Source organism: Novibacillus thermophilus, assembly GCF_002005165.1.
GTDB classification, from domain to species: domain Bacteria; phylum Bacillota; class Bacilli; order Thermoactinomycetales; family Novibacillaceae; genus Novibacillus; species Novibacillus thermophilus.
Genome location: NZ_CP019699.1, coordinates 2,209,880 through 2,234,421, shown reverse-complemented (window position 1 = coordinate 2,234,421; position 24,542 = coordinate 2,209,880). Strand labels below are relative to the sequence as shown.

Here is a 24,542-nt window from a genome sequence, read left to right as displayed (position 1 = left end):
AATTTCAATCAATGTGTTTTCAACGTACACGGTGATCAACGAAGTACTAGAAACGGGGAAATTCAATGTTACGCCTTCTACTTCTGACCCGTTTCTAGTACAAAATTTTGTTAAAAATGTGCGACCTATTCTAAGAGTTCATTAATTGACGGTATAACTCCATTAATAGCTTCTTCAGCAGTCTTCTGGCCTATCCAAACCTCTTCAAAAGCGGAATCAAATGTTTGCGCTGCCTCAGGCCATTGCGTGGCAAGCGGGGTAACGTTCAGACCGTTTGCCGTCTCGTCAATAAAGACCTGAGCATTGTACGGTTTATCTAGAAATACAGGTGAATTTTGAGCTTCCTTCGATCCTGGTACGAGTACGCCCGATTCCGTAAAGATTTCTTGTCCTTCGGGACCTAACAAGAATGACCATAGTAAGAAAGCTTCCTCAAGGTGTTCGGTATTCTCGGAAATGACATATCCGGCACCTGCAGCCACGTTAACCGGATCTTTCCCTTCCGCTCGTGGCATGCCGACGATATCCCACTCTAAATCTTCAGCCTCCATAAAGTTAGGAATTAAAGCGTGATTTCCGAATACCATCGCTACCTGACCGGTCATAAACAAATGTGAAACGTTCGAGGAATCCCTTTGCAAGTCAAAAGATGGGGCGGATTTGTCTTCATTCATTAAATCGGCCAAGAACTGAATCGCTTCGACAGCCTCAGGTTCATGCATAGTGGTCGTTGTAGGATGGACTGGGTCATCAAATATCTCTCCTCCGTTACTTGTGACCCAAAGCCGCCACCAAGCCGGTTCAAAAGCAACGCCATATTGCACAACCTTACCATTTTCTTCTTTTGTCAAGGCTTTAGCATACTCGCGTAAATCATTCCAGGTCCATCCTTCTTCAGGATACGGTAGATTCGCTTCATCAAACAATTTTTTGTTGTAAAAGAATACTTTCGTGTCATTATCTCTAGGTAGACCATACAATTTACCGTCATACTCAAAGTTCTTTAGCTGAGCTTCAGTAAACTGATTGACATCAAAACCTTCGTCCTCAATTAAACCGGTGAGATCTTTTAGTACTCCTTTTGAAGCGTAACTCGGGACGTTGGTTAAAAACATCACGTCTGGAGACTCTCCTGCCGCCCACTGCGTCTGCAGTCTATCAAAATAATTGGACCACGGCGCATGCTGGGTTTCAACTTTAATATGCGGATACTTCTCTTCAAAGGCTTCTTTGACTTTGTTGTTGATCTCGACTTCCCAAGGATCTCCCCAAAAAGACCACGTAATCGTAACCTCTTCTTTTTCCTCATCTGATGGAGGAGATCCTGTTTTTGAATTACCCGAACAACTAACTAGAAAAGTGCCCATTAAGCATGAACATAATAGGATTATAAAGCGATTCCAGAAACCACGACTTTTATTCATAACGTTCTCCTCCTCAAAATGTTAAATCTGAATCGTTCACTTTCCGAAATTTCTCTTTATACCAATCTTCTTCTGAGACACCCTGGTTCTTTAATCCGTTCAAATATTTTTCACCAAAAGTCGGAAACTGTAATCTCTGGCTTTCATGAGCATTGGCTGCTTTTAATTTAACGTCAAAAGTGTCCTTTATATCTACTGAATAATTAGGATCATCACTGTGGAATAAATAGATTTCGTCTACATCGTGTGGTTGAAGTCCATCCTCTAAGTGTTCCGGATAATACCAACATCCGTTGGCCAGATAAGCCGCTTCTACCGCTGCAAAACCAATCGTACGGTGATCAGGATGTGGATCCCATCTTTTCCACGGATCAAAAGTGATCACCGCATGAGGTTTTTCTTCGCGAATAGTGCGATAAACGCTTTCTTTCAATAAATCACGATTAGCTTCTAGCGACCCGTCATCAAAGCCTAACCAGATCACTTTATCCAAACCTAAAATTTGAGCGGCTCGATCCATTTCTCTTTTTCTCGTTTTCGAGATTTCTTCAGGTAAAACACTGGGATCATGAGTTCCTTTATCCCCATTTGTCGCGATAACGACGACTACATCGTTGTTATTCCGCGTTAATTTCGCGATTGTCCCACCGCATGCAACTTCATCATCTGGATGAGCCGTAAAGACCAAAACTTTTTTGCCTTCGATCACATTCATCTTCCTTTCCCTACTAGGTCTAGCAACAGGTCTATCGCTATCGATTTTGTTTGTACATTTTCCGAAAGTTTCCCGGGCTCGTGCCGACCATTTTTTTAAATGTCCAATGAAAGTGCGTTACATTGTTGTACCCTACTCTTCCCGCAATTTCGGTTACTTGTAAATTTGACTTCAAGAGTAACTCCCGTGCTAAGCGAATGCGCTTCGAAGATATAAATTCTACTAATGAAAACCCTGTCTCTTTTTTAAACTCTCTACTCAAATACGAAGGACTCACACACAACTCGGCAGCTATTTGGGAAAGTTTAATGTCCTCACAGTAATGCATGTCAACATAGTCCAGGACGTTTGCTACAATGTCTTTTAGTTCGCTGCCCGTGTACAGTTCAACGCTGTTTAACGGATCGTTTTTTTCATAAGCCCGCTTTAATTCAACAAGCAACCATTGAAGTAAAGAAGCGATAATTCTTTGAGAATAACCTTGTTTCCTTTCATACTCTGTTTTCATCGCGTCGAATACGTTTTCAAATTGACGTTGCAAATCCTTGTCAAGTCTTAACTGATGATCATTGTGTCGTTCATAAAAAATTGAAAGGGGATCCATACCGTCCTCAAGGTGAACGGCCTTCGCCAGGTCTGGATTAAACATAATGATTAACGCTTCAAACGGTTGACCGTCAATTAACTGGCTTTTATGGAGCTCGTGGTTATTAATCACAAAGAGGTCGCCAGCCTCAAATGTGTATACTTTATCCTCTATAAAATATTTTCCTTTACCTGAAATGGTGTAAAAAATCTCCAATTTCTCATGCCATTCAAAAGGCATCTTCCAGTTTCCTTCATTGCGGTCAACAAATATTCGAAAATGAAAGGGATCTACAAAAGTTTGAAGGGCTTTCGGAAGTCGTTTTTCTTTCATCATCCTCTCCTTCCAATCAAATTATCTAAACCACGAGCCGAACGCCTGACTCTTGCTAATAAATTTATATCAATATAACACACGTCATTTCTAATGATATTTTGATTTTTTGCTTAGATATTTTGCACTTTTAGTAAGTGTTTCTGTAACTGCATTTCAGTAGGTGCTCCAGTATAACCCCCTACTGCTTTAACAGAAGCTCCTCCGCAATAATTGGCAATGGACAGGCACTGTTTAAAATCCATTTCTTTTAACCATCCGTAAAGGAACCCTGCTACGAAACAGTCCCCAGCTCCTGTTGAATCAATTGGGTCCAATTCCGTTCCTTTTGATTCAAATACCTTTCCGTTCCATTTGCCGATGGCACCGTCCTTGCCCAACTTTATAACGATTGTGGAAGTTATTTTGGACAACTCTTCCAACGCCTCGCGCGCATCTTCTTTCCCAGTGATCATCTGAGCTTCCTTTAAATTGGGAAGGAATACATCCGCCAAACGAATTTGTTCTTTAATTTGCTCCGAGCGTAAGGTTACCGGATCCCACCCTGAATCCAAACTCACTTTCAGGCCTCTTTTTTTAGTCTTTTTCATCAGTTCCGTCATTTCCGGATTGGAAGACGCATAAAAGTGAATCAGTTTTGACTGCGTCTCTTCAATCACATAACGCAGGTGTTTCACATAAGGTTCTGTCTTGCTTTGCTCAGCATACGAGACAAAAGCTCGGTCACAATCGTAGTTTAAAGCGACAGAAACCTGAGGATACGGTACATCCAAGCGCTGAACGTATTCGGTAGAAATTTTTTCTTCTTCTATTTTGGACAAGATAAATTGTCCGAAAAAATCATTGCCGATCGGTGTAGCTAAAGCAATCTTGAGACCGAGCCGCGAAAGGGCCGCCGGTGTATTCATGGCCCCGCCTGCTGTTACCTCTACGCCGTCCGTCCATATTTCTTCCCCTAACTTTGGAAAGGATGGCAAGCCGTGAAAAATGATGTCACAGCAGGCAACCCCGATGACTGTTACATCGTATTTATGCATGTATTCCGCTCCCTTTTTTAAACTGCGGAAGGAATGCTCTGTGTTCAATGAGGTAATCATCTAAAATTTTTTTAGCTAACGAGTAAGAACAAACAAGCGGATGGACAGTCAAAGCAAGCAAAGCCTGTTCGTAATTTCCGCTTACTGCCGCAGAAACTGTTAGGCGTTCGTACTCTTTAACACTGTGTATCAGTCCCTGTACACGATCCGGAATGTGTCCGACAGCCAACGGAACCGGCCCATGACGGTCCAACAGACACGTAACTTCTACCACGTCGTCTTCCTTCAAGCTTGACAAGACTCCTTGGTTGGGAACATTTAAGATGAGCGTTTTCCTCCGATTGTGCAAAATGCTCTCAATGATTGACATCGCGAGCCCTTCATATCCTTCTGATTCAAAGGTGACAGATTGATCGCCTTTAGCACCACCTGTTTCGTTACTCATGTAACTGCGCGTTCTTTCACTCATCATTTTTTCATAAATATCCAAGGCTTTTTGAAGCTGGCCCTTTTGGACACAGTCTTCTACCTGGCTTAACAACGACCTGTTAAGCTCTACAATTTGTTCTCCCCTTGTACGGGAACTCTGTCGTATGTTTTGAACAGCTTCTTCCCGAAAATAGTAGTAATACAAATACTCGTTTGGCAACATATGCAATTGTTGAATGAATGTTTTAGGAAAACTGGACATGTGGGGAAAACCTTGACTAAACGCATCGTAACGATCTATCATTTCTGGAAGGCGATCTTCTCCCTTAACCATTATCCGGTTAATCCACCCGAGATGGTTAAGCCCAAAATAATTGATATGCACATCGTCTGCTGGCTCGTTTAAAAATTTGGCGATTTCCAATTTCATCGATGATGGCGCATCACATATTCCGACGATTTTGATGTTTGTATACTTCTGCAACGCTTCGGTGATTAAACCCGATGGATTGGTAAAATTAACGACCCACGCATCAGGATTCACCTCTTCTATTATCTTGGCATACTCCAGCATGACAGGTATTGTGCGCAAGGCCATGGCAAAGCCGCCGGGTCCTGTTGTTTCTTGTCCAAGAACTCCATATTTGAGCGGAATCTTTTCATCAACTACTCGACTGACATCACCTCCCACACGAATAGCTGTGTAGATAAAATCGGCATCCTGAACAGCTTCAGTCAAATCTGTCGCGACTTCCACTTGAAACGGGGAACCCTTTTTTTGAACTAAATGGGAGACGAGGTTGCCGATGACGCTTAATTTCTCGGGATCTGTGTCAAAAAGGACTAGACGGTCAACGTTTACTCTTTCATGCCAGCGGATCAAACCGTTGACCATCAGAGGAGTTCTGACGCCCCCTCCTCCAATAATAGTTAATTTCACGATAGACACCTCTTTTGTCATTCGAAAAATCTAATTATTTCTCGGGTTTCAAGCTTTTTGTTTTCCAATTTTACAGATTTCACACGTTTAATACTAAAGATGTTTTGCCCTTTTGTTTCGATTTTTTTACGCAACTTCATATGGATATCGGAGTTTTGACCGTCGACTTTTTCCCAGGGTTCGACAGTAGTGACCAAAAATAAGCACTAAAACAGCATCTGTGGATAAGTAATAAATAATCCTTATGTACCAAGAATTTAACGATCTTTTCCACAGGTATCATAAAGAGATCTTCAACCCAAACTCGTAGGCACTAAAATATTGTGGATAACTCGGTGTTATTTTGACTATTTATTTCTTATAAATTGTGGCACTGGTGTTGCATTAATTAAATCCGATGATTCATAATACCCTCAATGTTCACATTTCGGTTGTCCAACTGACAAAAAAATCCTTTACAATGGATGTACAGGGTGGTTCCTGTCCAAATCCAACGTAAAGGATACCGTTATGGACAAGAATACACTGATTTCATCATTTGGTAAATGGGTGGCACCCATTAATTTTTCCCATTTTGAAAAACAAGTTGCCGCCACCAATCAGGACAATACACCAAGAAGCTCACGACAAAGGCTTATCTGATGCTTTTCCTGTATGCACATCTTCAGGAAGAAGAGAGTTTACGCGCAATTTCGGATGCCGTACTCGATGAAGATTTGGGGCAGGCACTCGGACTCGATGGGATTAGCGCTTCCCAATTGTCTCGAAAGAATAGGGAAGTGGATCCATCGCTGATGGCCAATGTGTTTCTTCATCTCGTTCAGCAAATCCATCGGCACAAACAAGGCAAGAAACGGGTGGATCTACCGGTCAAAATCATTGACTCCAGCACCATTCCTTTAAGTTTAAGCCGCTATAAATGGGCCACTTTTCGCAAGACGAAGGCCGGTGTCAAATTACACTTACGCCTTGTCTTTATGGACAAAGGAACGGTCTATCCGGAAAAGGCCATCGTTACACCGGCTAACATCCACGACCGTACCCAATTGGAGGTTCTCATAGACGAAAAAGAAGCGATGTACGTTTTTGATCGCGGTTATGTCGACTACGAGAGATTTGACCGCTATTGTGATAAAGGGATTTTCTTCGCTTCGCGTCTGAAGAAAAACGCGGTGATCCGCACCCTTGAAACGTTTTCCGTCGCGGAAGAAAGCCCCATTATGTCAGATTCGATGGTCGTCATCGGTACCCCTCAGAAACGAACGGAAAATGTATTCCGGCTCATTGAAACCGTTGATTCGAAAGGCAATGTCATTCGCCTTGTGACCAATCGTTTTGACCTGAGCGCCGAAGAAATCGGTGACATCTATCGTTCGCGTTGGGCGATCGAGCTGTTTTTCAAGTGGCTTAAGCAACACGTGCGAATCAAAACCTTTTTCGGAACGAGTGAGGAAGCCATCCAAAACCAGATTTTCATGGCACTCATCGCCTACTGTCTGCTTGTTCTCGTGCAAATGGAGACCAAAGCGAAGCAGTCCATCTTGCAATTAAAACGATGGTTAAAATCTTTTCTTTGGAAATCCTATGAAAAATGGTTTCACCGCATCCAATTTCGTTCGATGAGGCGAAAGAGAAAACTCTCGACATAAGCGTGTTTGTCGTTGTCACTCTAGGACTAACTGTATAATATTACCAAATGGGCAGCACCACCTTTTATGCGGTATTTGTCTTTTTAGCCCTATTAGATGAAATATGGATAACTGAATATTCAATCAAGTAATTGCCAAGTTTTATGCAACAGTAGTGAAATTGTGGTTAAATAAGAATTCATTTTGATTCCCTTTTTGTAGTACATGTTGTATAATGTAGACATGTATATTCGAACGATTTCACGCAAAAACAAAAACGGATCCGTAACCCAGTATGTCCAATTGGCACACAATGAGCGTCATCCCGAAACCAGGCAACCCCGCGCGAAGGTGCTATACCATTTCAGACGCAAAGATAAGCTCGACACGGAAGGGCTTCGCCGTCTTGCCGCCAGTATCCACCGCTTTCTCGGTGATACCCCGGTCGATGCGCCACCTGCTGTGAATAACGGTAGTAAAATCCCCAATAGTAACAGTTGAAAATTCCCCACCAAAAACGGACAATCTCTCCGGGAGGAGAGAAACGTCCATGATCAAGAATGGGGAGTTTTTTATGATCAAAGACATGAAGCAAAAGGGGATGAACATTACCCAAATCGCTAATGAACTGGGGCGCGATCGCAAAACAATTCGGCGCTGGCTGGAGGAAGATGCCCCACGGAGCTATCACCGAATAAAGAAACAGCCAAGTAAAGTTGGATCCGTACAAAGACTACATTCGTCAGCGGATGGAGGAGGGATGCCTGAACGGTGCCGTAATTCTCGATGAAATCCGCGCCAATGGTTACACAGGTGGCGCGACCTTGCTACGAGACTTCATGCGCCCGCTTCGCCCGGTCATCCGGGAAAAGGCCACCGTTCGCTTTGAAACACCGCCCGGCGAACAAGCCCAAGTGGATTGGGGGCGTGTCAGCGTCGACTGGCACGGTCGGAAAAAACGGCTCTACATTTTTGTTATGGTCCTCTGCTACTCGCGGATGCTGTATGTCGAATTTACGGAAGACGAGAAACTGGAAACCCTCATGGGTTGCCATCTACGCGCGATGCAGTATTTTAACGGGATCACACGAACGGTTCTGTACGACAACATGAAAACGGTGGTGACCGGTCAGGATGAGAACGGGGGAGTCATTTGGAACGAGCGGTTTGCGGCCTTTGCCGCACATCACGGCTTCATCCTCAAACGCTGTCAACCTTACCGCGCCCGAACAAAAGGGAAAGTGGAAAACGGCGTGAAATACGTCAAACATAACTTCTGGCCGCGTGTGCGGGAATTCGAGGGCCTTCACGACCTGAACCTACAGGCACGGCGCTGGATGGATACCGTGGCAAACGTGCGGGTGCACGGCACGACCCATGAAGTCCCGCTGGAACGTTGGCGCAAAGAGGGACTGAAACGTTTTAACTTCGTGCCGTTTGAAACCGTCGAACGCCATCGCCGCAAAGTGAGCGCCGACAGTTTAGTCTCGTACCAGGCGAATCGTTATTCCGTTCCGTTTGAATGGGTCGGGCAAACCGTGTCTCTTCAAGATGACAAAAACGGCTGGATCCGGATTTACGCAGGTGGGACACTCATCGCGGAGCACATGAAAGCGAGCGGCCGCCATCAAGTCGTCTTCCATCTTGAACATATAAAAGGGCTCCGGCAACATCCCACAAGGCGGCCTGCCGAATACCAACCGCGCCTTGTGTCGTCACCGGTGCCGGAAGTGAGCGAACGATCCCTTGAAGATTACGATCAGTTCGCGGAAGAGGCGGCGATCCTGTCATGAATGAGGATCGCTTGCAAGCGGCGTTCAAACAACTGGGTTGGGTGAGAATTCCGGAAATCCTCCACCAACACGCTGAAGAAGCCGCCAAACACAATATAGCGTATACCGAGTTCCTTGACAATCTCATACAGGAAGAATGAATGGCGAAACAGGATCGACTCATCCAAACAAGGAAACGCCTTGCCCGCCTCCCGTTTCATAAAACCCTTGAGGACTTTGAGTTTTCCTTTCAGCCCTCGATTGACGAAAAAAGGGTGCGGGAACTCGCTACCTTACGGTTTATGGGCCATCAAGAGAACCTCGTGTTTCTCGGCCCGCCGGGTGTTGGAAAGACCCACCTAGCGGTAGCGATCGGTCTTGAAGCAATTAAAGCGCGTCATACCGTCTACTTCACCACGGCTCATGACATGATCCAGGTGTTGGAAGAGGCGCACCATCGCAACCAAATCCACAAGAAGTTACAGGTATATACCAAGCCGGATCTATTGATCATCGACGAAATGGGTTACCGTCGGATGGATGAAACAGCGGCCCACTTCTTTTTTCAAATCATATCCGAACGCTACGAGAAAGGAGCGATTATTTTAACGTCGAACAAATCGTACGGCAGTTGGGGGGAGATTTTCGGGGACAGTGTACTGGCAACCGCGATATTAGACCGTTTGCTGCACCATTCGCACACCATCAACATCAAGGGGGAGAGTTACCGGATTCGGGAAAAGAAGAAAGCAGGATTTTTTAAAACGCCGCGAGATTCGAAATAAATTTTCTAACCATCCCTTTTCCCCTCGGGGGAAAGGAAAGCACAACAGCACTCCAACACTTATCTACCTGAAAGGGGTGATGCTGTAAGTAACTAAGGTATTTCGTGTGTTTAGTGTTGTAACTGGGGAATTTTAAAACGTTATTTTTGGGGAATTTTCAATTGGTGTTGACACTGCCCCCGCCCTTAAGTTGATCTCAAGTCGGTCTGTCGGCGGGACTTGGTTACTGGATCAACTCTGGCAAAAGCTTGGGATTCGCACGGCGATCACGCGTCGGCTTCGGGATCGAGGCTTTCGTGCTCCGGTGGAACGCGCTCTGTTTGCCATGGTCGCAAACCGAGCCCTTGAACCGAGTAGCAAGTTAGCTGTGGAAGACTGGGTCGCACGTAGCGTTGTCGTCCCTGATCTCCCGGCCTTCAATGTTCAACACGGATACCGCGCGATGGATTTCCTGTTGGAGTCTGAAGAGAGCATTCAACACGAAGTGTTCCAGGCGGTTGCCAGTTTGTTAAACCTGGAAGTGGATGTGCTCTTCTTTGATACGACCTCGACCTATTTTGAAACCGAAGAGTCCGATGAGGATACGTTTCGACGGCAAGGCTTTTCCAAAGATCATCGGCCGGATTTACCTCAGGCGGTCATCGGGTTTGCCGTTACGCGGGAGGGGATTCCGATCCGATGCTGGGTGTGACCGGGGAACACGTCGGATATGACGGTGATACCGGAAGTCAAACAAGATCTCGTCGGGTGGAAACTCGGCCGTGTCATTACGGTTGTGGATCGCGGCTTTGCCTCCGATGACAATCTGCGGTATTTGCAACGCACCGGAGGGCACTACATTGCCGGTGAGAAACTGTCCTCAGGAAAACGCGAGGTGGAACAAGCGCTATCCAGCCCGGGGCGATTTAAAAAGGTTTGCGACAACCTCGAAGTGAAAGAAGTCGTTGTCGGTGTTGGCGAAGCACGAACACGTTATGTGCTGGTCCGGAATCCTGAGGAAGCACGGCGTGATGCGGCTAAACGGGACACTCATCTGGCTCACCTGCAGGAAGAACTGTCACGGCTCAAGGAACTGGACGGCGAGGCGCATACGAAGGCGCACTGCCGCTTGGTCAGTCATCCGACCTACAAACGTTACCTAAAGGTCGATAAACACGGTAATCTCCGTTTGGATCGACCGGCCATCAAAGCGATGGAACGGCTTGACGGTAAATATTTACTTCGAACGTCGGACGACATGCTGCCGACGGAAGACGTGGCCTTAGGGTACAAGCAATTGCTGAATGTGGAAGTCGCTTTTAGAACATTGAAGTCGTCTCTGGATCTCCGTCCTGTTTACCATCGCAAAGAAGAGCGGATTCGCGCGCATGTGCTGTTGTGTTGGTTGGCGTTGATGCTCATTCGGGTCGTCGAAAACCAAACGGGAAAGACGTGGCGCAATGTGCGATCCATACTTCAGGAAATGCATGTCATTACCTACCGACATCCAGACGGAACCATCCAACAACGAACGGAATTAACACCGGAACAAAAGGTGATTGTTTCAGCCCTGAATTTAGATGAACCCCCAAAAAAATGGGATATTTCGCCGAATGCCCCTGAAAATCGGTAGACACTACACGAAGTTATCCACAAGTCACCTAATCCCTTGAGCCATCTAGGATCGCAGAGTTTTGTGTATCTACCAACTGTCGAACTCGGGTTTTCAACACGACAAGAAGCTTTCGAAGGGGAAAAAGCCGACAGATTTTTAAAGGATCACACGTAGACCTCAAAGTGATTATTGGCCTTTTGATGGTAAACACCTCGAGCAGATCAAAACGTTGAGCATGGAAGGCTACGCAAATTCAAAAAGGTCCAGGAGCTTTAGTCGTTCCGTGGACTGTACAAAAAGTGCGCAAAAACCTGAAAATAAAGTAAAACAGATGGATGGCGAGACGCATGCCCGTATGCGGAAGAACGTGACTAGAGAAGCTGTGGGAAAAGCTGGACAGGCTAGGCCCTTTTTTAATGATCTCTTAAGCGCAGGTCTGTTTGTTTCAACACTTCTTGGATTTTCACTGGCCGTTTTTCTTGTAAGGATATGGTTGCTGCATGCGCGAGCAATTCCGCCTGAAGACCGTCATAAGCACTCACTGTAGGTTCTGTCCCTGTCGTTACACAATTTAAGAAAGAACGTAATTCTTCTTTGAATGCGTCATTGTATCGTTCGAGATAAAACCATTTTGGCTTATCAGATAAAGTGCCGTCCTTTGTTATAACTTCCACTGTGTGATTTGTGTCATTTTTAATGCTGACCGATCCTTTCGATCCGAATACTTCGACGCGTTGATCGTAGCCGTATTCTGCTCGGCGGCTGTTATCAACAACACCGATTGCGCCATTGGTGAATCTTAACGTGAATACTGCAGTGTCAACATCATTACACTCTTCAAAAAATGGATCGATAAGTACAGAACCTTGGGCGTATACTTCTTCTACTTCAAACTGTGTTAAATAACGAATCATATCAAAGTCATGAATCGTCATATCAAACGGCATTCCACCAGAGTGCCGAACATATTTCCTCGGTGCTGGTTCAGGATCCCTAGAGAAAATATGAATAATATGTGGTGTACCGATTTTACCGGACTTAACTATCTCGTGCACTTGCCTAAAGTTGCGGTCAAAGCGCCTTACAAAACCGACTTGCATAATCACGCCAGCTTTTTTAACAGCATCTAATACTTTTAATGAATCTTCGAGATTGAAGCTAATCGGTTTTTCACAAAAAATATGCTTCTTCTTTTCCGCTGCGGCAATAACAATTTCTGAATGCAACTTTGTCGGTGTACATACAAGAATCGCGTCAATATCTGGATCGTTCACAATTTCCATGTAATTTTTCGTTGTATACTTAACATCTAGTGTATTCACCCAGTCCGACATTTGATCAATATACACATCAGAAATCGCCCGAATATTCACCTCATTCATTGTTACCAAATTATTTATGTGCAGCTTCCCAATTTTCCCTGCACCAATAATACCAACGGAAGTCTTTTTCACTATATCACCCCAAAATATTTTAAAGTTTTCTTAGATGTACCACCGGCACTGTACTATTTTTCTCGATTGAGGCGAAACAGGCATCTAGCACGCTCATATTGTGTATGCTGCTATCCGGTTTATATACGAGTGATTTATTTTCTAAAAGGCTGTTTGAAAAATTTTCTACACCAATCTTGTAGTAGTTTCCTATACACGTTTCTTTCTGAATGTTTCCATCGGGGTCAATTATCTCGATGATGCCTTTCCCGTCCTTTTGTGGTATAAATGCTTTAGGTACACGAATCGTCCCTCTCGTGCCAACGATTTCATATTCGTTACGGGTGGAAGCATTCATTCCACAGTCAAAATGAGCTCTCTTTCCATTTTCAAACTGTAGAATAGCTACTGCTGACCAATCTGCATCCGCGGATTCATCTAAAGAGGCCTCACAGTATACGTTTGTTGGCTCCCCTAGAATAGCGCGAATGGCGTGGATGCAATAAACACCAATGTCATATAGACTTCCGCCTCCTTGAGTTCGTGCATTCAAACGAAAGTTGCCTTCTTTTTTTTGGAGCATGAATGTGAAAGATGAGCGCATTGTGATAACATCACCAATCATCCCATCTGCGATCATCTCTTTGACACGCAGGTGTTGGGGGTGAAACTGGTACATGAGCGCTTCCATAAATAAAACATTATAGTGGTTACACACGTCTATCATGTCTTTTGTTTCTGCTGCTGATAATGAAGCCGGTTTCTCACACAAAATATGTTTTCCATGTTCAGCCGCAATTTTTACCCACTTGGAATGAAGATGGTTTGGAAGCGGGATGTAAACGGCATCAATTTCCGGATCTCTCAACAATTCTTCGTATGATCCGTAAGCTCTAGGTATGCCATGTTTTTCGGCAAATGATTTGGCTTTGCCACTTGAACTTGCAATTGCCAAAGCAGTGGCATTTTTAGCCTGATTCAACGCAGGAACCACATGCAAATCGGCAATTTCGGCTGTACCTAAAATCCCCCAATTAATATTTTTATTTTTCATTCATCTAACCACCCTCAAAAGTTCGTAAAAGGGGGAGATTCCTCCCCCAAATCCACAAATGCCTACCAACGGGCCGTTACCATTTTTTTGCGCGTGTAAAATTCGACACCGTCCGGTCCGTTCGCGTGCAGGTCGCCGTAGAAAGAGTTTTTCCAACCGGAAAACGGAAAGAAAGCCATGGGCGCTGGCACTCCGAGATTGATGCCCAACATGCCGGCATCGATCGTTTCCCGGAACGTACGCACATTGTGACCATCTTTCGTGAACAGACAAGCGCCGTTGGCGAAATCAGACTTGTTCGCCAGCTCGATCGCCTCTTCCAAACTGTCTACTCTGACATACGACAACACAGGCGCGAAGATCTCGTCCTGCCAGATCTTCATCTCCGGTGTGACATTGTCAAATATCGTCGGCCCTACGAAATAACCTCGTTCACTTGTCGCCGCATCGCGACGTCCGTCACGCACGAGCAACGCGCCTTCTTTCTCTCCGGTCTCAATGTACTTGATCGTCCTTTCTTTATGGGAGTCCCGGATAACTGGACCGAGGAAAACATTTTCATCCAAGCCGTTTCCGATTTCGATCTCATCTGCTGCCCGAATGAGTTTGTCGAGCAGTCGATCCCCGATCTCCCCGACGGCGACGACGACGGAACACGCCATACACCGTTCGCCTGCCGAACCGAATGCAGCACCGATAATCTGCTGTACCGCGGCGTCGAGATCGGCATCGGGCATGACAATCGTATGGTTTTTTGCTCCTGCCAGTGCTTGTACCCGTTTCCCGTGAGCGGCTCCGGTACGATACACGTATTCAGCTACGGGTTGGGACCCGACAAAAGAGATCGCCTTCACATCAGGATGCTCCAGCAACCCGTTCACGACGTCGTGGGCGCCGTGGACGACGTTCAAAACACCGTCCGGCAACCCCGCTTCCTGGAACAGCTCAGCCAAGCGGTTCGCTAAAATCGGCGTGCGCTCCGACGGTTTTAGCACGAACGTATTGCCACAGGCAACTGCGAGGGGAAACATCCAACACGGTACCATCATCGGAAAGTTAAAAGGGGTAATTCCTCCGACGATTCCCACCGGATAGCGATACATCCCCGATTCGATGTTCGTCGCGATGTCTGGCAACTGCTTCCCCATCATGAGCGTCGGAGCCCCGGCGGCAAACTCCACGCACTCGATGCCGCGTTGCACTTCACCGTACGCTTCTTTATAGCTTTTACCGTTCTCCTGGGTGATCAGCTTCGCCAGTTCGTCCCAATGGTCGACGAGCAGCTGTTGATATTTAAATAAAATGCGGGCGCGCTTCGGAACGGACGTCCGGCTCCATGATTGAAACGCTTCTTTCGCTGCTTTAACGGCTGCGTCCAGATCTTCCCTGTTGGAGATCGGAACGCGGGCGAGCGTTTCACCGGTGGCAGGATTCGGGACGACCTCCGTCTGACCGGATGTCGCCGGCTTCCATGTTCCGCCGATCAAGTTGTTCAGAACGTTCTCGTCTGTCGTCGTTGTTGTCACTTAAACCACTCCCTGTCTCACAAGTTTTTCTACTAGCCAAGCCCTAACAGTTTCATCTTCTTCACCGCCGCGTCCTGTACAGCCTGCATCGGCCGTTGAAACAGAGTGATGCGATCAAACTGCCGCGGCTGTCGGTTCATCTCTTCTCTCAACGTGTGGCCGAACGCCATGCGGATTGCTGTCCCAATGTTCACCTTCACAACGTTGAACGTCACTAACCGTTTTACGTCTTCGTCAGTTATGCCAGTTGAACCGTGGATAACAAGCGGTGTCTCAACGAGATCTTGAATTGCTTGTAATCGGTCGAACTGAATTTCAGCTGTTTGTTCTTCCATACGGTGCACGCTTCCAACTGCGACGGCCAGTGCATCGACGCCGGTCTCCTCGGCAAACGTGCGCGCTTCCTCCGGTTCTGTATAGCAGGCTTTCACATTCATACTCGGATCGCTGTAGCCGACGGAACCGATTTCCGCTTCGACTGGGATGCCACACGCGTGCGCCATTTTTACAATTTCTTGCGTCGTGCGGATATTTTCTGCGAGTGGCAGCTGCGATCCGTCGTACATGACGGAGGAGTAGCCATGCATAATGGCTTCAGCTACAGTCTCGTAGTCTTTGCCGTGGTCAAGGTGAACACAAACGGGGACGCTCGCACTCTCCGCCATCGAACATAACAACTTTCCTAAGTGTTGAATTGGCATATGTTCAATCGCAACTTTATTCGTCGCTAGGATGACAGGCGCCCCCAACTGTTCTGCTGCCGCTATGACAGCGGCAGCGTCCTCGTAACCAAAAACGTTAAAGGCCGGAATGGCACATTCTTTCCCTTTCACCCCATCGATCACTTCTGTTAACGTAACGAGCATCGTAACCTCCTGATTCAATTGATGTGTCCATGACTTGCCACTTCGCCGTTGCGGCATTTTTCCATGTAGTCTTCGATGGCGTCGGCTGTCGGCATCGCGTCAGAACAGCTGTGGCTGGAAATGACGATGGCTGCGGACGCACTGCCGAACTCCATGCATTTCGGGATGTCCCATCCCCGCATAAGTCCATAAATAAAAGCGGATGCATAAGCGTCGCCAGCCCCGAAAGTTTTGATCACCTTCGCGGGAAACGTCGTCCCTGTATACGACTGGCCGTCTTTCGTGTAGGCGATAGAGCCGTCCTTACCGTGTTTAATCACGACAATCTTGGCGTGGTAGTCAAACCATTTGTTTGCCGTCGCCTGATCGTCGTGAGACCGATCAGCTTCAAATTGCTCCATCATGTCGAATTCTTCCCGCGTGCCAAAGATGACATCGCATTTCTCAGCTGCGAGGTTATAGTAGGTGGCCGTTTCTTCAACTGACTGCCACGTGTAAGGACGGTAATCGAGGTCAAACACGACGACGACGCCGTGCTTACGTGCGTACTCAACAGCTAAAAAAACCGCTTCCCGAGACGGACTAGCTGCCAGTGCCGTGCCAGAGATCAACAGCAACTTTGCTTGTTTGATGTAGTCTTCCGACACATCCTGTGGCGATAAATTCAAATCAGCCACATTGTCCCGATACATGAGGATGCTGCAGTCCGTCGGACTTTTAATCTCGGTAAACGCTAATCCGGTCACACTCCCAGGTTCGTCTGTAATGACGGATGACGTATCGATGCCATTCTCCTCCAAGTAGTGCCGAATGAAGCGACCCATCTGGTCATCGGCTACGCGTCCGATGAAGCCGGTTTTCATCCCGAGCCGTGCCATCCCGACGGTGATGTTGGCGGGAGAACCGCCGACATACTTAGTGAATGTGACCGTTTCTTCCATCGGACGGTTGATCTCATTCGCGTTCAAGTCAATACACAGTCGGCCGACTGCTATAAAATCCATCGGTTTGTCGGTATCAAAATGTAACAAACGCATGTTATCCCTGCTTTCAACGTACTGTTTAATCATGTCTTTCGTTGCGCGATTCTAGAAGCACTGTAAAGCACTGCACAGTGCGAGTGGGGGATGAGCGGTATGCTACGGCCTCTCGTTGTGAAGCACGCCATCTACTCTCCACCTATACCGCTCGTTCCATTCAGCTTCTCCCTGTTGTCACCTTGTCTATTTCTGAAACGTCTCCATGATCCATGCGTGGTCAGGGTCGTTATGAAACTTCCACGTTCGCACAGGACCAGCCATCACGTTTAAATAGTACCCTTCGTACCCCGGTGGCACAGACACCGGGTGATAACCCTTCGGTACGAGCACGACATCCCCGTCATTGACGACCATCGTCTCATCGAGGGAGCGGTCATCCGTGTACACGCGTTGTACGACGAAGCCGCCCACAGGATGTACTTTGTGGTAGTACGTCTCCTCCAAGTACGATTCATGCGGCAAGTTCTCTCGGTCGTGCTTGTGCGGCGGATAGCTGGACCAATGCCCGTCTGGGGTGAACACTTCCACGACGAGTAAACTATCTGCCGGCTGTTGCTCCGGCAAAATGTTGTGGATGCGTCGTTCGATGTTTCCGGCTCCCCTGATCTCCACGCCGACATCATCGGGAGCAATCAGTCTCGCTTCGTGGTTCCCTTTTCCCGGAGCGGCACAGATCGCACACTGTACATCAGTCACCGCTTCAATCTCGTACACGTCGTGATCGGGAATGTACACCGCATAGGGGGGCGTTTTTTCAAAGACGTTCATCCGCTGACCGATGTCGTCCCACTTGCAATGTTTGCTGGAAACCGTCGCTCTTCCTTGTAACAAGACGATACACACTTCTTGTTCGCCTGTCTCTTTTCTCAAGGTTTGGCCCGTGTGCAAAGCATAAACTTCAAAACCGACGTATTCCCACCCAGCCGATTCAGGGGTCACACGGACGACGTTTCCCGTTTCATCTGGATGGCGACTAGGAACCACTAATTTACTCATCGCTTTCCTCCACCTTTCCATTGTTAATTCATGACCATCGAAAAAGTTGAATCAATATATTCCTTCGCCATCTTGGCATATGTGTAGGGATGAGCTTTGGCAGGATCTTGTTCCGCTTCTACGACGATCCAGCCGTCGTAGTTTCTTCTAACTAATTCATTAAATATAGGGACAAAATCGATGCAGCCCTCTTCATCTCCCGGCACGGTAAACAAACCGCTGAGCACTGAGGAGCGAAAGTCCATGTTCTCCTTGCGAACACGATCCAGTACATCTTTACGAATATTTTTCAAGTGAACGTACTGGATACGATCATAATATTGGATCAACTGCTCCAGGGGGTCGTACCCGCCGTATAGAGCGTGCCCCGTATCATACAGAAGGTGCACCAGCTCCGGATCAGTTGACGCCATCAAGCGATCCACTTCATCGGCGGTTTCTACAACAGTACCTGCGTGTGGATGATAGACTAACTGCAAACCGTTGGCTCGAGACATTTTTGCTGCCCGATGGAGACCGTCTACTAAAGTTTGCCACTCCTGATCATTTAACGCTTGGATTGTCCTATCGTCAGAAGAACGCCGTGGATCCCAATGCATGGACCCGCCCATTTCACACACAATGACGTACTGACTGCCCATGTCTTTCAAGTAGTCCACCCACTCACTAAAAGAGTGCAGTTCCGCTTCCAAGCGATTCGCATCAGAAAACAACGTCCCCACAAATTTACTAGCTAACTGAATGCCGTGTTTCTCTAATTTCCCTTTGAAACCTGCGGGATCTTGTGAGAATACGCGTCCCATCTCGGTAGCGACATACCCAAGAGAAGCCATTTCTGCTAAAACTTGATCCGCAGTGTACAAGTCGTCCCCGAGACCGGGAATGTCGTCATTGACCCAGCTAATCGGGGCGATGCCGATTTTGTCGCTATAATTCACGGCTGATTACCTCTCTTCTCCCAAATATTAGTATTTTCTGGCCATTTTTAAATTGGCTTCTTTGTTTCGGTAAGCTTCCTGTATTTTCGGATTGTCAGAAACGCCAGCTACCCCGACGTGCCACCAGGACTCGTAGTCTCCAGTCATCGTTTTCGGTAACACTTTTATGTCGATCAACGTCGATACTGACTGTTTTTTCGCATCTTCAATGGCTTCTTTCAACTGTTCGACAGTACTTGCTCTATACGTTTTGACTCCGTAGCCTGCGGCGCTTTGTGCAAAGTCTATTTTCATCAGACGGCCGTCCATGCGGCCAGTTTCTAGATTCCGGTAGCGAAATTCGGTTCCGAAGCTCCCCATGCCATTCCCCATTTGCAAGTTGTTAATACAACCAAAACCGGCGTTGTCGAAAAGGAGCACATTGATTTTTTGACCTTCTTGAATACTGGTGACCAGTTCAGAGTGCAGCATCAAATAACTTCCATCGCCAACCATGGCGTAGACCTCTTTGTCTGGTTCGGCCATCTTCACACCAAGTGCCCCGGTTATCTCGTATCCCATGCTGGAGAAGCCGTATTCCATGTGATAGGTATTCGGTCGCCGAGATATCCACATTCTTTGTAGATCTCCAGGGAGACTACCGGAGGACCCTACAATAATGGCATCTTCATCAATCAGTTTGTTTATGTGCCCAATCACCTCGGTTTGTGTGAGGCGTGAATCAAAACGTTTTGCGAATTCTGGCAGCACTTCATCCAAATGGCCGGCGATTTCAGGCTTAAACCCTTCTTCATCGTAACTGATTTGATGAAGCCGGTTGAGCTCAGTTCGCCAAGCATTTTTAGCTAATTCAATTTCATTCGTATATCCAGAACGATACCCAGCTTTATCCAATTCAGCCTCTAACGCTGTGAGAGCTGTCCTTGCGTCAGCTACAACTTTTACTGAATCGAGTTTATACGCGTGGTACTCCGAAACGTTGATCGTTAAAAAGTCTACATCTGGATGTTGGAACAGTTGCTTGGATGAAGTCGTAAAGTCCGAGTACCGGGTCCCAACCCCGATGACTAAATCTGCATCTTTCGCTATCCGATTGGCTGCTAAATTTCCAGTGACCCCAATCCCTCCGAGATTGTAAACATGAGAACTTTCAATCGCGCTTTTCCCGGCTTGTGTTTCACCGTAGGGAATGTGAAACTTCTCAGAAAATCGCTTTAACGCATCAGCTGCCTCAGAATACCGAACCCCCCCACCGCAAATAATAATAGGTTTTTTCTTCCTTTTTATTAACGCGACTGCATCATTCAAATCGGGCTCCGTCGGTTTGCGGCGTTCAATCCGGTGGACGCGTTTTTTGAAGAAGTACGCTGGAAACTCGTAAACTTCCCCTTGTACATCTTGAGGAAAAGCAATGGTGACGGCACCTGTATCTGCAGGGTCAGTGAGAACACGCATAGCGTGAATCAGGGCGGACATGAGTTGTTCCGGCCGATTGATGCGGTCCCAATATTTACTTACGGCCCGAAAGGCATCATTGGTCGAAATCGTCAAATCGTGGTAGTGTTCAATCTGCTGAAGAACCGGGTCAGGTTGTCTCGTGGCAAACGTATCGCCGGGAATCAACAGTACCGGGATGTTATTCGCGGAAGCCGTCGCCGCTGCTGTCACCATATTGGCTGCTCCCGGGCCGACAGAAGACGTACAAGCCATAATTTGTTTACGGTGCTTTTGCTTTGCGAATGCTATTGCCGCATGCGCCATTCCTTGTTCATTTCTGCCCTGGTAAACTTTCAAATCGCCAGGGTCTTCTTCCAGCGCCTGACCGAGACCTAACACGTTCCCGTGGCCGAAAATCGTGAAGATCCCTTTTACAAACTTTTCTTCCTTTCCATCAAATTCGACATACTGCTGGTTTAAAAATTTGACTAACGCTTGGGCCGCCGTTAACCTTAACATTTTTTCACTTCAACCTCCTCTTGACGTTAAGCGCTTAAGATCGTGAATAAAATTTAATCTATGCCAAAATGTTTATTCACTACGTTCTCTGTCATTACTTTCCCGACCTTTATTGTCTGTTCAGCTTCCCAGTCCCAATACTCTGGTCTAAACAATTCGATTGACACCATCTCCCGGTACCCTATATCTCGCAGTGTACTCAAGATAGAGTCGAGGTCAATCGCCCCCTCTCCCGGCCAAACTCTGTGGTGATCCCTTAATGCACCCACTGGGAGATCTTCGCAATCATCGATATGAAACACGAAAATTTTACTTGGATCTGCATTTCTGAGGTCCTTAATATTTGAGTTCATCGCGTGAAAGTGAAAACAATCCAGAACGAGGCCAACATCTTCCCTGTCCACTTCTTTTACAATTTTGTACGCTTGATCGAACGTATTGACTGAACAGTTCGGATACCCACAAAATTCCAAGGCCAGTTTAACACCATAAGGCTGTGCAATTTCTGCTAGCTGGTTTAGTACTCTTGCCGTTTCTTCTTTTATCTGTAATCTGGTGTAGTCTCCCACATCAAAAGAAGGGACCGCAACTATTTTTTTACAATCGATGACTTGCCCTATACGACACAGGAATTTTAAATCATCTACCATTTGTTGATACCCGGCTTCATCTCTGAAACTAATGAACTCCAATGCGTTAAACGCATATGGCTTGATCCGATGACTATCGAAAAAGGACCTTAGATCCTCTACCGTGTTATCTTTTAAATAATCCTTTAACTTATCCAGTCTTATTTCAATTAAATCGTAGCCGTATTTATCACAAAGTTTGAGGTCCTGTTCCAATGTTGAGTTTTTTAACGTTGTCGCTTGGTTAAATGCTATTTTCATGGGAATCCCCCGTATCTTTTACAATTTCTTCTGTTTTCGGGTGTCAATAAACACTGCCGTAACGATGATGGCGCCTTTTATGATTTGTTGCCAATACGAGTTTACGTTTAAAAGGTCAAGCCCATTCTGTATGACACCAATGATCAAAGCCCCGATAACCGTACCGCCGATTGTCCCGATTCCTCCAAACAGGCTCGTGCCACCGATGACTGCCGAGGCGATGGCATCCAATTCATACATTAACCCCGCCGTCGGCTGGCCTGAAGCAACACGTGAAGCCAAGATAATGCCTGCTATGGAGGTCAGTATACTCGCATAGCTGTAAACAAGTATTTTATATTTGGTCACGTTGACACCAGCGACGACTGCTGCTTGCTCATTTCCACCGATCGCGTAAACGTATTTTCCAAATTTTGTTTTGTTTAAAAGTATATATGACACAAAGGCAATTAAAGCAAAGATAATGACAGGCACTGGTATGCCTAATATGACCCCTTGACCGAAAAAGGCGAAGCTCTCCGACAAATTACCGATCGGTCTCCCGTTACTCAGAAGCAACGCTGCCCCCCTCGCCGCTGTCATCATGCCTAACGTGACAATAAAAGGGGCAATATTCCATTTTGCGATCACCGTCCCGTTAAAAATACCTGTTAGAAGCCCTACACCGAGTGCCCCAGCGATAACTAAAATGAGAGGATAGCCTTTATCTACTTGCGCTAAGCTAGCGGCCACTACACCAACAAGAGCGACGACCGAGCCAGACGACAGATCAATGCCTTTGGTAATGATAATGAATGTCACGCCGATGGCTATGATTCCCACTACGGATACTTGTCTTACAATGTTTATTAAATTGGCGGATGTAAAAAATGTAGGGGAAAGCATAGACATTAAAATGACCAACCCGATTAGAATGATGAACATGCCGTATCGACTAAAAATTTGAAAAGCCCTTTCCTTAACGCGACTGCCCCCCGTTTTGGGCAGCTCCTGTTCATTTGTGATGGACGCCTTACTGCTCATCGATCTTCCTCCAGTCTTTTTTCTAATTCGTGACTAGTGCTTCTCCAGATGCCAACTGCAAAATTTTTTCCTGTGTCGCTTCTTCTCTAGTTAACTCACCCATCTTTCTTCCCTCGTGCATGACCACAATGCGATCACTTAAACCTAGAAGTTCCGGCATTTCAGATGAAATTAGAACAATGGCTTTTCCCTTCTTAGCTAAATCCACAATGAGATGATAAATTTCTGATTTAGCGCCAACGTCAATTCCCCTTGTCGGTTCATCCAAAAACAAAATGTCAGGATCGTGAAGCAGCCACCGTGCAATTAAAACTTTCTGCTGGTTCCCGCCACTTAAGTATTCGACCATTTGATTTAAGCTCGGCGTCTTGATGGCCAGCTGCTCCTTTTGTTTCAGACAGTCTGATTGAATACTTTTTTTATCGAGGAACCCTCCCTTTGTGTACTCGTCTATATTCACAGTGATCATGTTGTCCTGAACCGAGAGGGGGAGAAACAGTCCAGTTAATTTCCGGTCCTCGGTTAGCAAACCTATTCCATTTTTTATGGCATCGTGGGGAGAGCGGATCACTGTTTTTTTCCCTTTAACGTATACTTCTCCTGAGTCGTACGGATCGATGCCGAACACGCTTTCCAACACTTCAGTTCTGCCTGCTCCCATCAAACCCGCAAGGCCTAACACTTCTCCTTTTCTCACTTCAAAACTGACATCATGAAATTTACCGACTCTCGTCAAATTCTTCACCGACAAGACCACTTCACTAACATCTACCGCCTCTATTTCTCCGACATCCTTATGAAACGCTTGCTTTAATTCTCTTCCTACCATCATCGTAATTAACTCGTCTTTTGTAATATCACTACTCGGTTTGGTGCCTACGTACTGGCCATCCCTTAAAACAGTCACTTCATCGGTGATCTCGGATATTTCATCCATTTTGTGTGTAATATAAATAATCGATACGCCCTCTTCTCTGAGTGAACGGACAATTTTGAACAGGTGTTTGACTTCTTTTTCGCTGATCGCGGATGTTGGTTCATCCATGATGATTAATTTCGAATCATAGGAAATCGCCTTTGCAATCTCTACCATTTGCATGTTGGCAATACTCAGCTCATCCATCTTCGCATTCGGGTCAATGTTAATTTCTAGCCTTTCAAATAACTCCCTCGCCTGTGCTTTAAGTTTCTTGCTGTTTACCCAACCCAAAAATCGGTAACTCGGCTCTCTCCCTAGAAAGATGTTCTCCGCTACCGTCATATACGGAACCGGGCTGAGTTCTTGATGAATCATAGAAATTCCCTTGTCAAGGGCCATTTTGACGTTGGAAAGTGTTAGCTCTTCTCCGTCAAAAGTAACCGTCCCACTATCGGGAGTATAAATACCGATTAAAATTTTCATGAGCGTTGACTTACCTGCACCGTTTTCACCCATTAAGGCATGTACCGTTCCCTTCTTCACTTTGAGCTGGACATTGTCCAAGGCCTTTACACCAGGAAACTCTTTAGTGATGTTATCCATTTGCAAGATATAATCTGTGCGCATGTTGATGACCTCTTTTTTGATAAAATGACAG

Annotated in this window: 18 protein-coding genes and 4 pseudogenes; 5 read left to right on the top strand and 17 right to left on the bottom strand. The window is 46.3% G+C overall.

The features are described from left to right. Positions 1 to 125 precede the first annotated feature (125 nt). The 5 genes from B0W44_RS10925 to B0W44_RS10905 all read right to left on the bottom strand — a co-directional run bounded on the left by B0W44_RS10925 (position 126) and on the right by B0W44_RS10905 (position 5,464). The gene (locus tag B0W44_RS10925) at positions 126 to 1,424 is read right to left on the bottom strand and encodes an ABC transporter substrate-binding protein (protein ID WP_077720062.1); all 1,299 of its coding nucleotides are present in this window, start codon (positions 1,422 to 1,424) and stop codon (positions 126 to 128) included. A gap of 13 nt (positions 1,425 to 1,437) precedes the next feature. Continuing rightward, positions 1,438 to 2,133 (bottom strand): PIG-L deacetylase family protein, encoded by a 696-nt coding sequence (locus tag B0W44_RS10920; protein ID WP_169835538.1) that lies wholly within the window; start codon positions 2,131 to 2,133, stop codon positions 1,438 to 1,440. Between the two features lie 43 nt (positions 2,134 to 2,176). Then, on the bottom strand, positions 2,177 to 3,061 hold the full coding sequence (locus B0W44_RS10915) for an AraC family transcriptional regulator (protein ID WP_077720060.1): 885 nt from the start codon (positions 3,059 to 3,061) through the stop codon (positions 2,177 to 2,179). Positions 3,062 to 3,171: 110 nt separating this feature from the next. Next, positions 3,172 to 4,095 carry a carbohydrate kinase family protein gene (locus B0W44_RS10910; RefSeq protein ID WP_169835537.1) on the bottom strand — a complete coding sequence of 308 codons (924 nt, stop codon included), beginning with the start codon at positions 4,093 to 4,095 and terminating at the stop codon, positions 3,172 to 3,174. Further along, positions 4,088 to 5,464, bottom strand: coding sequence for a 6-phospho-beta-glucosidase (locus B0W44_RS10905; RefSeq protein ID WP_169835536.1), 1,377 nt, complete (start codon positions 5,462 to 5,464; stop codon positions 4,088 to 4,090). Before B0W44_RS10905 ends, B0W44_RS10910 begins: the two co-directional genes overlap by 8 nt. Positions 5,465 to 5,974: 510 nt before the next feature. On the opposite strand from B0W44_RS10905, the pseudogene B0W44_RS10895 reads away from it, so the two are divergent. Then, positions 5,975 to 7,113 (top strand): annotated as a pseudogene (locus tag B0W44_RS10895) (IS4 family transposase). A gap of 222 nt (positions 7,114 to 7,335) precedes the next feature. Continuing rightward, positions 7,336 to 7,536, top strand: a pseudogene (locus B0W44_RS18590) (IS1634 family transposase); the annotation flags it as partial. Here the strand turns inward: B0W44_RS18590 and B0W44_RS18165 are convergent. Then, positions 7,447 to 7,650: a hypothetical protein gene (locus tag B0W44_RS18165; protein ID WP_169835342.1), complete on the bottom strand. Its 204-nt coding sequence runs from the start codon at positions 7,648 to 7,650 to the stop codon at positions 7,447 to 7,449. The pseudogene B0W44_RS18590 and the gene B0W44_RS18165 overlap by 90 nt on opposite strands. A gap of 158 nt (positions 7,651 to 7,808) precedes the next feature. Between B0W44_RS18165 and istA the strand changes: the two genes are divergently transcribed. From istA to B0W44_RS19220, 3 genes and pseudogenes are all read left to right on the top strand, one after another. Continuing rightward, positions 7,809 to 8,885 carry an IS21 family transposase gene (gene istA / locus B0W44_RS10890; RefSeq protein WP_228441014.1) on the top strand — a complete coding sequence of 359 codons (1,077 nt, stop codon included), beginning with the start codon at positions 7,809 to 7,811 and terminating at the stop codon, positions 8,883 to 8,885. Beyond that, positions 8,882 to 9,649: pseudogene (gene istB / locus B0W44_RS10885) on the top strand (IS21-like element helper ATPase IstB). The gene istA and the pseudogene istB overlap by 4 nt, the downstream one beginning before the upstream one ends. 190 nt (positions 9,650 to 9,839) lie before the next feature. Further along, positions 9,840 to 11,261: pseudogene (locus B0W44_RS19220) on the top strand (IS1634 family transposase); the annotation flags it as partial. Positions 11,262 to 11,656: 395 nt separating this feature from the next. Here the strand turns inward: B0W44_RS19220 and iolG are convergent. From iolG to B0W44_RS10825, 11 genes are all read right to left on the bottom strand, one after another. Further along, on the bottom strand, positions 11,657 to 12,700 hold the full coding sequence (gene iolG, locus B0W44_RS10875) for an inositol 2-dehydrogenase (RefSeq protein ID WP_077720056.1): 1,044 nt from the start codon (positions 12,698 to 12,700) through the stop codon (positions 11,657 to 11,659). A 16-nt stretch (positions 12,701 to 12,716) separates the two neighbouring features. Further along, positions 12,717 to 13,730 (bottom strand): Gfo/Idh/MocA family protein, encoded by a 1,014-nt coding sequence (locus B0W44_RS10870; RefSeq protein WP_077720055.1) that lies wholly within the window; start codon positions 13,728 to 13,730, stop codon positions 12,717 to 12,719. Positions 13,731 to 13,792: 62 nt separating this feature from the next. Next, positions 13,793 to 15,256, bottom strand: a complete 1,464-nt coding sequence (locus B0W44_RS10865; protein WP_077720054.1) for a CoA-acylating methylmalonate-semialdehyde dehydrogenase — start codon at positions 15,254 to 15,256, stop codon at positions 13,793 to 13,795. A 32-nt stretch (positions 15,257 to 15,288) separates the two neighbouring features. Further along, positions 15,289 to 16,122, bottom strand: coding sequence for a class II fructose-bisphosphate aldolase (locus tag B0W44_RS10860; RefSeq protein WP_077720053.1), 834 nt, complete (start codon positions 16,120 to 16,122; stop codon positions 15,289 to 15,291). Positions 16,123 to 16,136: 14 nt separating this feature from the next. Beyond that, positions 16,137 to 17,159, bottom strand: a complete 1,023-nt coding sequence (iolC, locus tag B0W44_RS10855) for a 5-dehydro-2-deoxygluconokinase (protein ID WP_077720052.1) — start codon at positions 17,157 to 17,159, stop codon at positions 16,137 to 16,139. 186 nt (positions 17,160 to 17,345) lie between these two features. Continuing rightward, the gene (gene iolB, locus B0W44_RS10850; RefSeq protein WP_077720051.1) at positions 17,346 to 18,158 is read right to left on the bottom strand and encodes a 5-deoxy-glucuronate isomerase; all 813 of its coding nucleotides are present in this window, start codon (positions 18,156 to 18,158) and stop codon (positions 17,346 to 17,348) included. 23 nt (positions 18,159 to 18,181) lie between these two features. Further along, positions 18,182 to 19,096 carry a myo-inosose-2 dehydratase gene (iolE, locus tag B0W44_RS10845; RefSeq protein WP_077720050.1) on the bottom strand — a complete coding sequence of 305 codons (915 nt, stop codon included), beginning with the start codon at positions 19,094 to 19,096 and terminating at the stop codon, positions 18,182 to 18,184. 27 nt (positions 19,097 to 19,123) lie between these two features. Continuing rightward, a complete protein-coding gene (gene iolD, locus B0W44_RS10840) occupies positions 19,124 to 21,052 on the bottom strand; it encodes a 3D-(3,5/4)-trihydroxycyclohexane-1,2-dione acylhydrolase (decyclizing) (protein WP_077720049.1) in 1,929 nt (642 codons plus the stop codon). A gap of 53 nt (positions 21,053 to 21,105) precedes the next feature. Next, on the bottom strand, positions 21,106 to 21,942 hold the full coding sequence (locus B0W44_RS10835) for a sugar phosphate isomerase/epimerase family protein (protein ID WP_077720048.1): 837 nt from the start codon (positions 21,940 to 21,942) through the stop codon (positions 21,106 to 21,108). 18 nt (positions 21,943 to 21,960) lie between these two features. Further along, positions 21,961 to 22,965: an ABC transporter permease gene (locus B0W44_RS10830; RefSeq protein WP_077720047.1), complete on the bottom strand. Its 1,005-nt coding sequence runs from the start codon at positions 22,963 to 22,965 to the stop codon at positions 21,961 to 21,963. 22 nt (positions 22,966 to 22,987) lie between these two features. Next, entirely contained in the window at positions 22,988 to 24,511 is a 1,524-nt protein-coding gene (locus tag B0W44_RS10825; RefSeq protein ID WP_077721353.1) for a sugar ABC transporter ATP-binding protein, read from the bottom strand. Between the last annotated feature and the right edge of the window lie 31 nt (positions 24,512 to 24,542).

Bases quoted from the DNA above. Each gene is read 5' to 3' on its own strand.
- B0W44_RS10925 (WP_077720062.1), bottom strand. From the start codon at position 1,424: ATGAATAAAAGTCGTGGTTTCTGGAATCGCTTTATAATCCTATTATGT.
- B0W44_RS10915 (WP_077720060.1), bottom strand. From the start codon at position 3,061: ATGATGAAAGAAAAACGACTTCCGAAAGCCCTTCAAACTTTTGTAGAT.
- B0W44_RS10910 (WP_169835537.1), bottom strand. From the start codon at position 4,095: ATGCATAAATACGATGTAACAGTCATCGGGGTTGCCTGCTGTGACATC.
- B0W44_RS10870 (WP_077720055.1), bottom strand. From the start codon at position 13,730: ATGAAAAATAAAAATATTAATTGGGGGATTTTAGGTACAGCCGAAATT.
- B0W44_RS10860 (WP_077720053.1), bottom strand. From the start codon at position 16,122: ATGCTCGTTACGTTAACAGAAGTGATCGATGGGGTGAAAGGGAAAGAA.
- iolC (WP_077720052.1), bottom strand. From the start codon at position 17,159: ATGCGTTTGTTACATTTTGATACCGACAAACCGATGGATTTTATAGCA.
- iolB (WP_077720051.1), bottom strand. From the start codon at position 18,158: ATGAGTAAATTAGTGGTTCCTAGTCGCCATCCAGATGAAACGGGAAAC.
- iolD (WP_077720049.1), bottom strand. From the start codon at position 21,052: ATGTTAAGGTTAACGGCGGCCCAAGCGTTAGTCAAATTTTTAAACCAG.
- B0W44_RS10835 (WP_077720048.1), bottom strand. From the start codon at position 21,942: ATGAAAATAGCATTTAACCAAGCGACAACGTTAAAAAACTCAACATTG.
- B0W44_RS10830 (WP_077720047.1), bottom strand. From the start codon at position 22,965: ATGAGCAGTAAGGCGTCCATCACAAATGAACAGGAGCTGCCCAAAACG.
- B0W44_RS10825 (WP_077721353.1), bottom strand. From the start codon at position 24,511: ATGCGCACAGATTATATCTTGCAAATGGATAACATCACTAAAGAGTTT.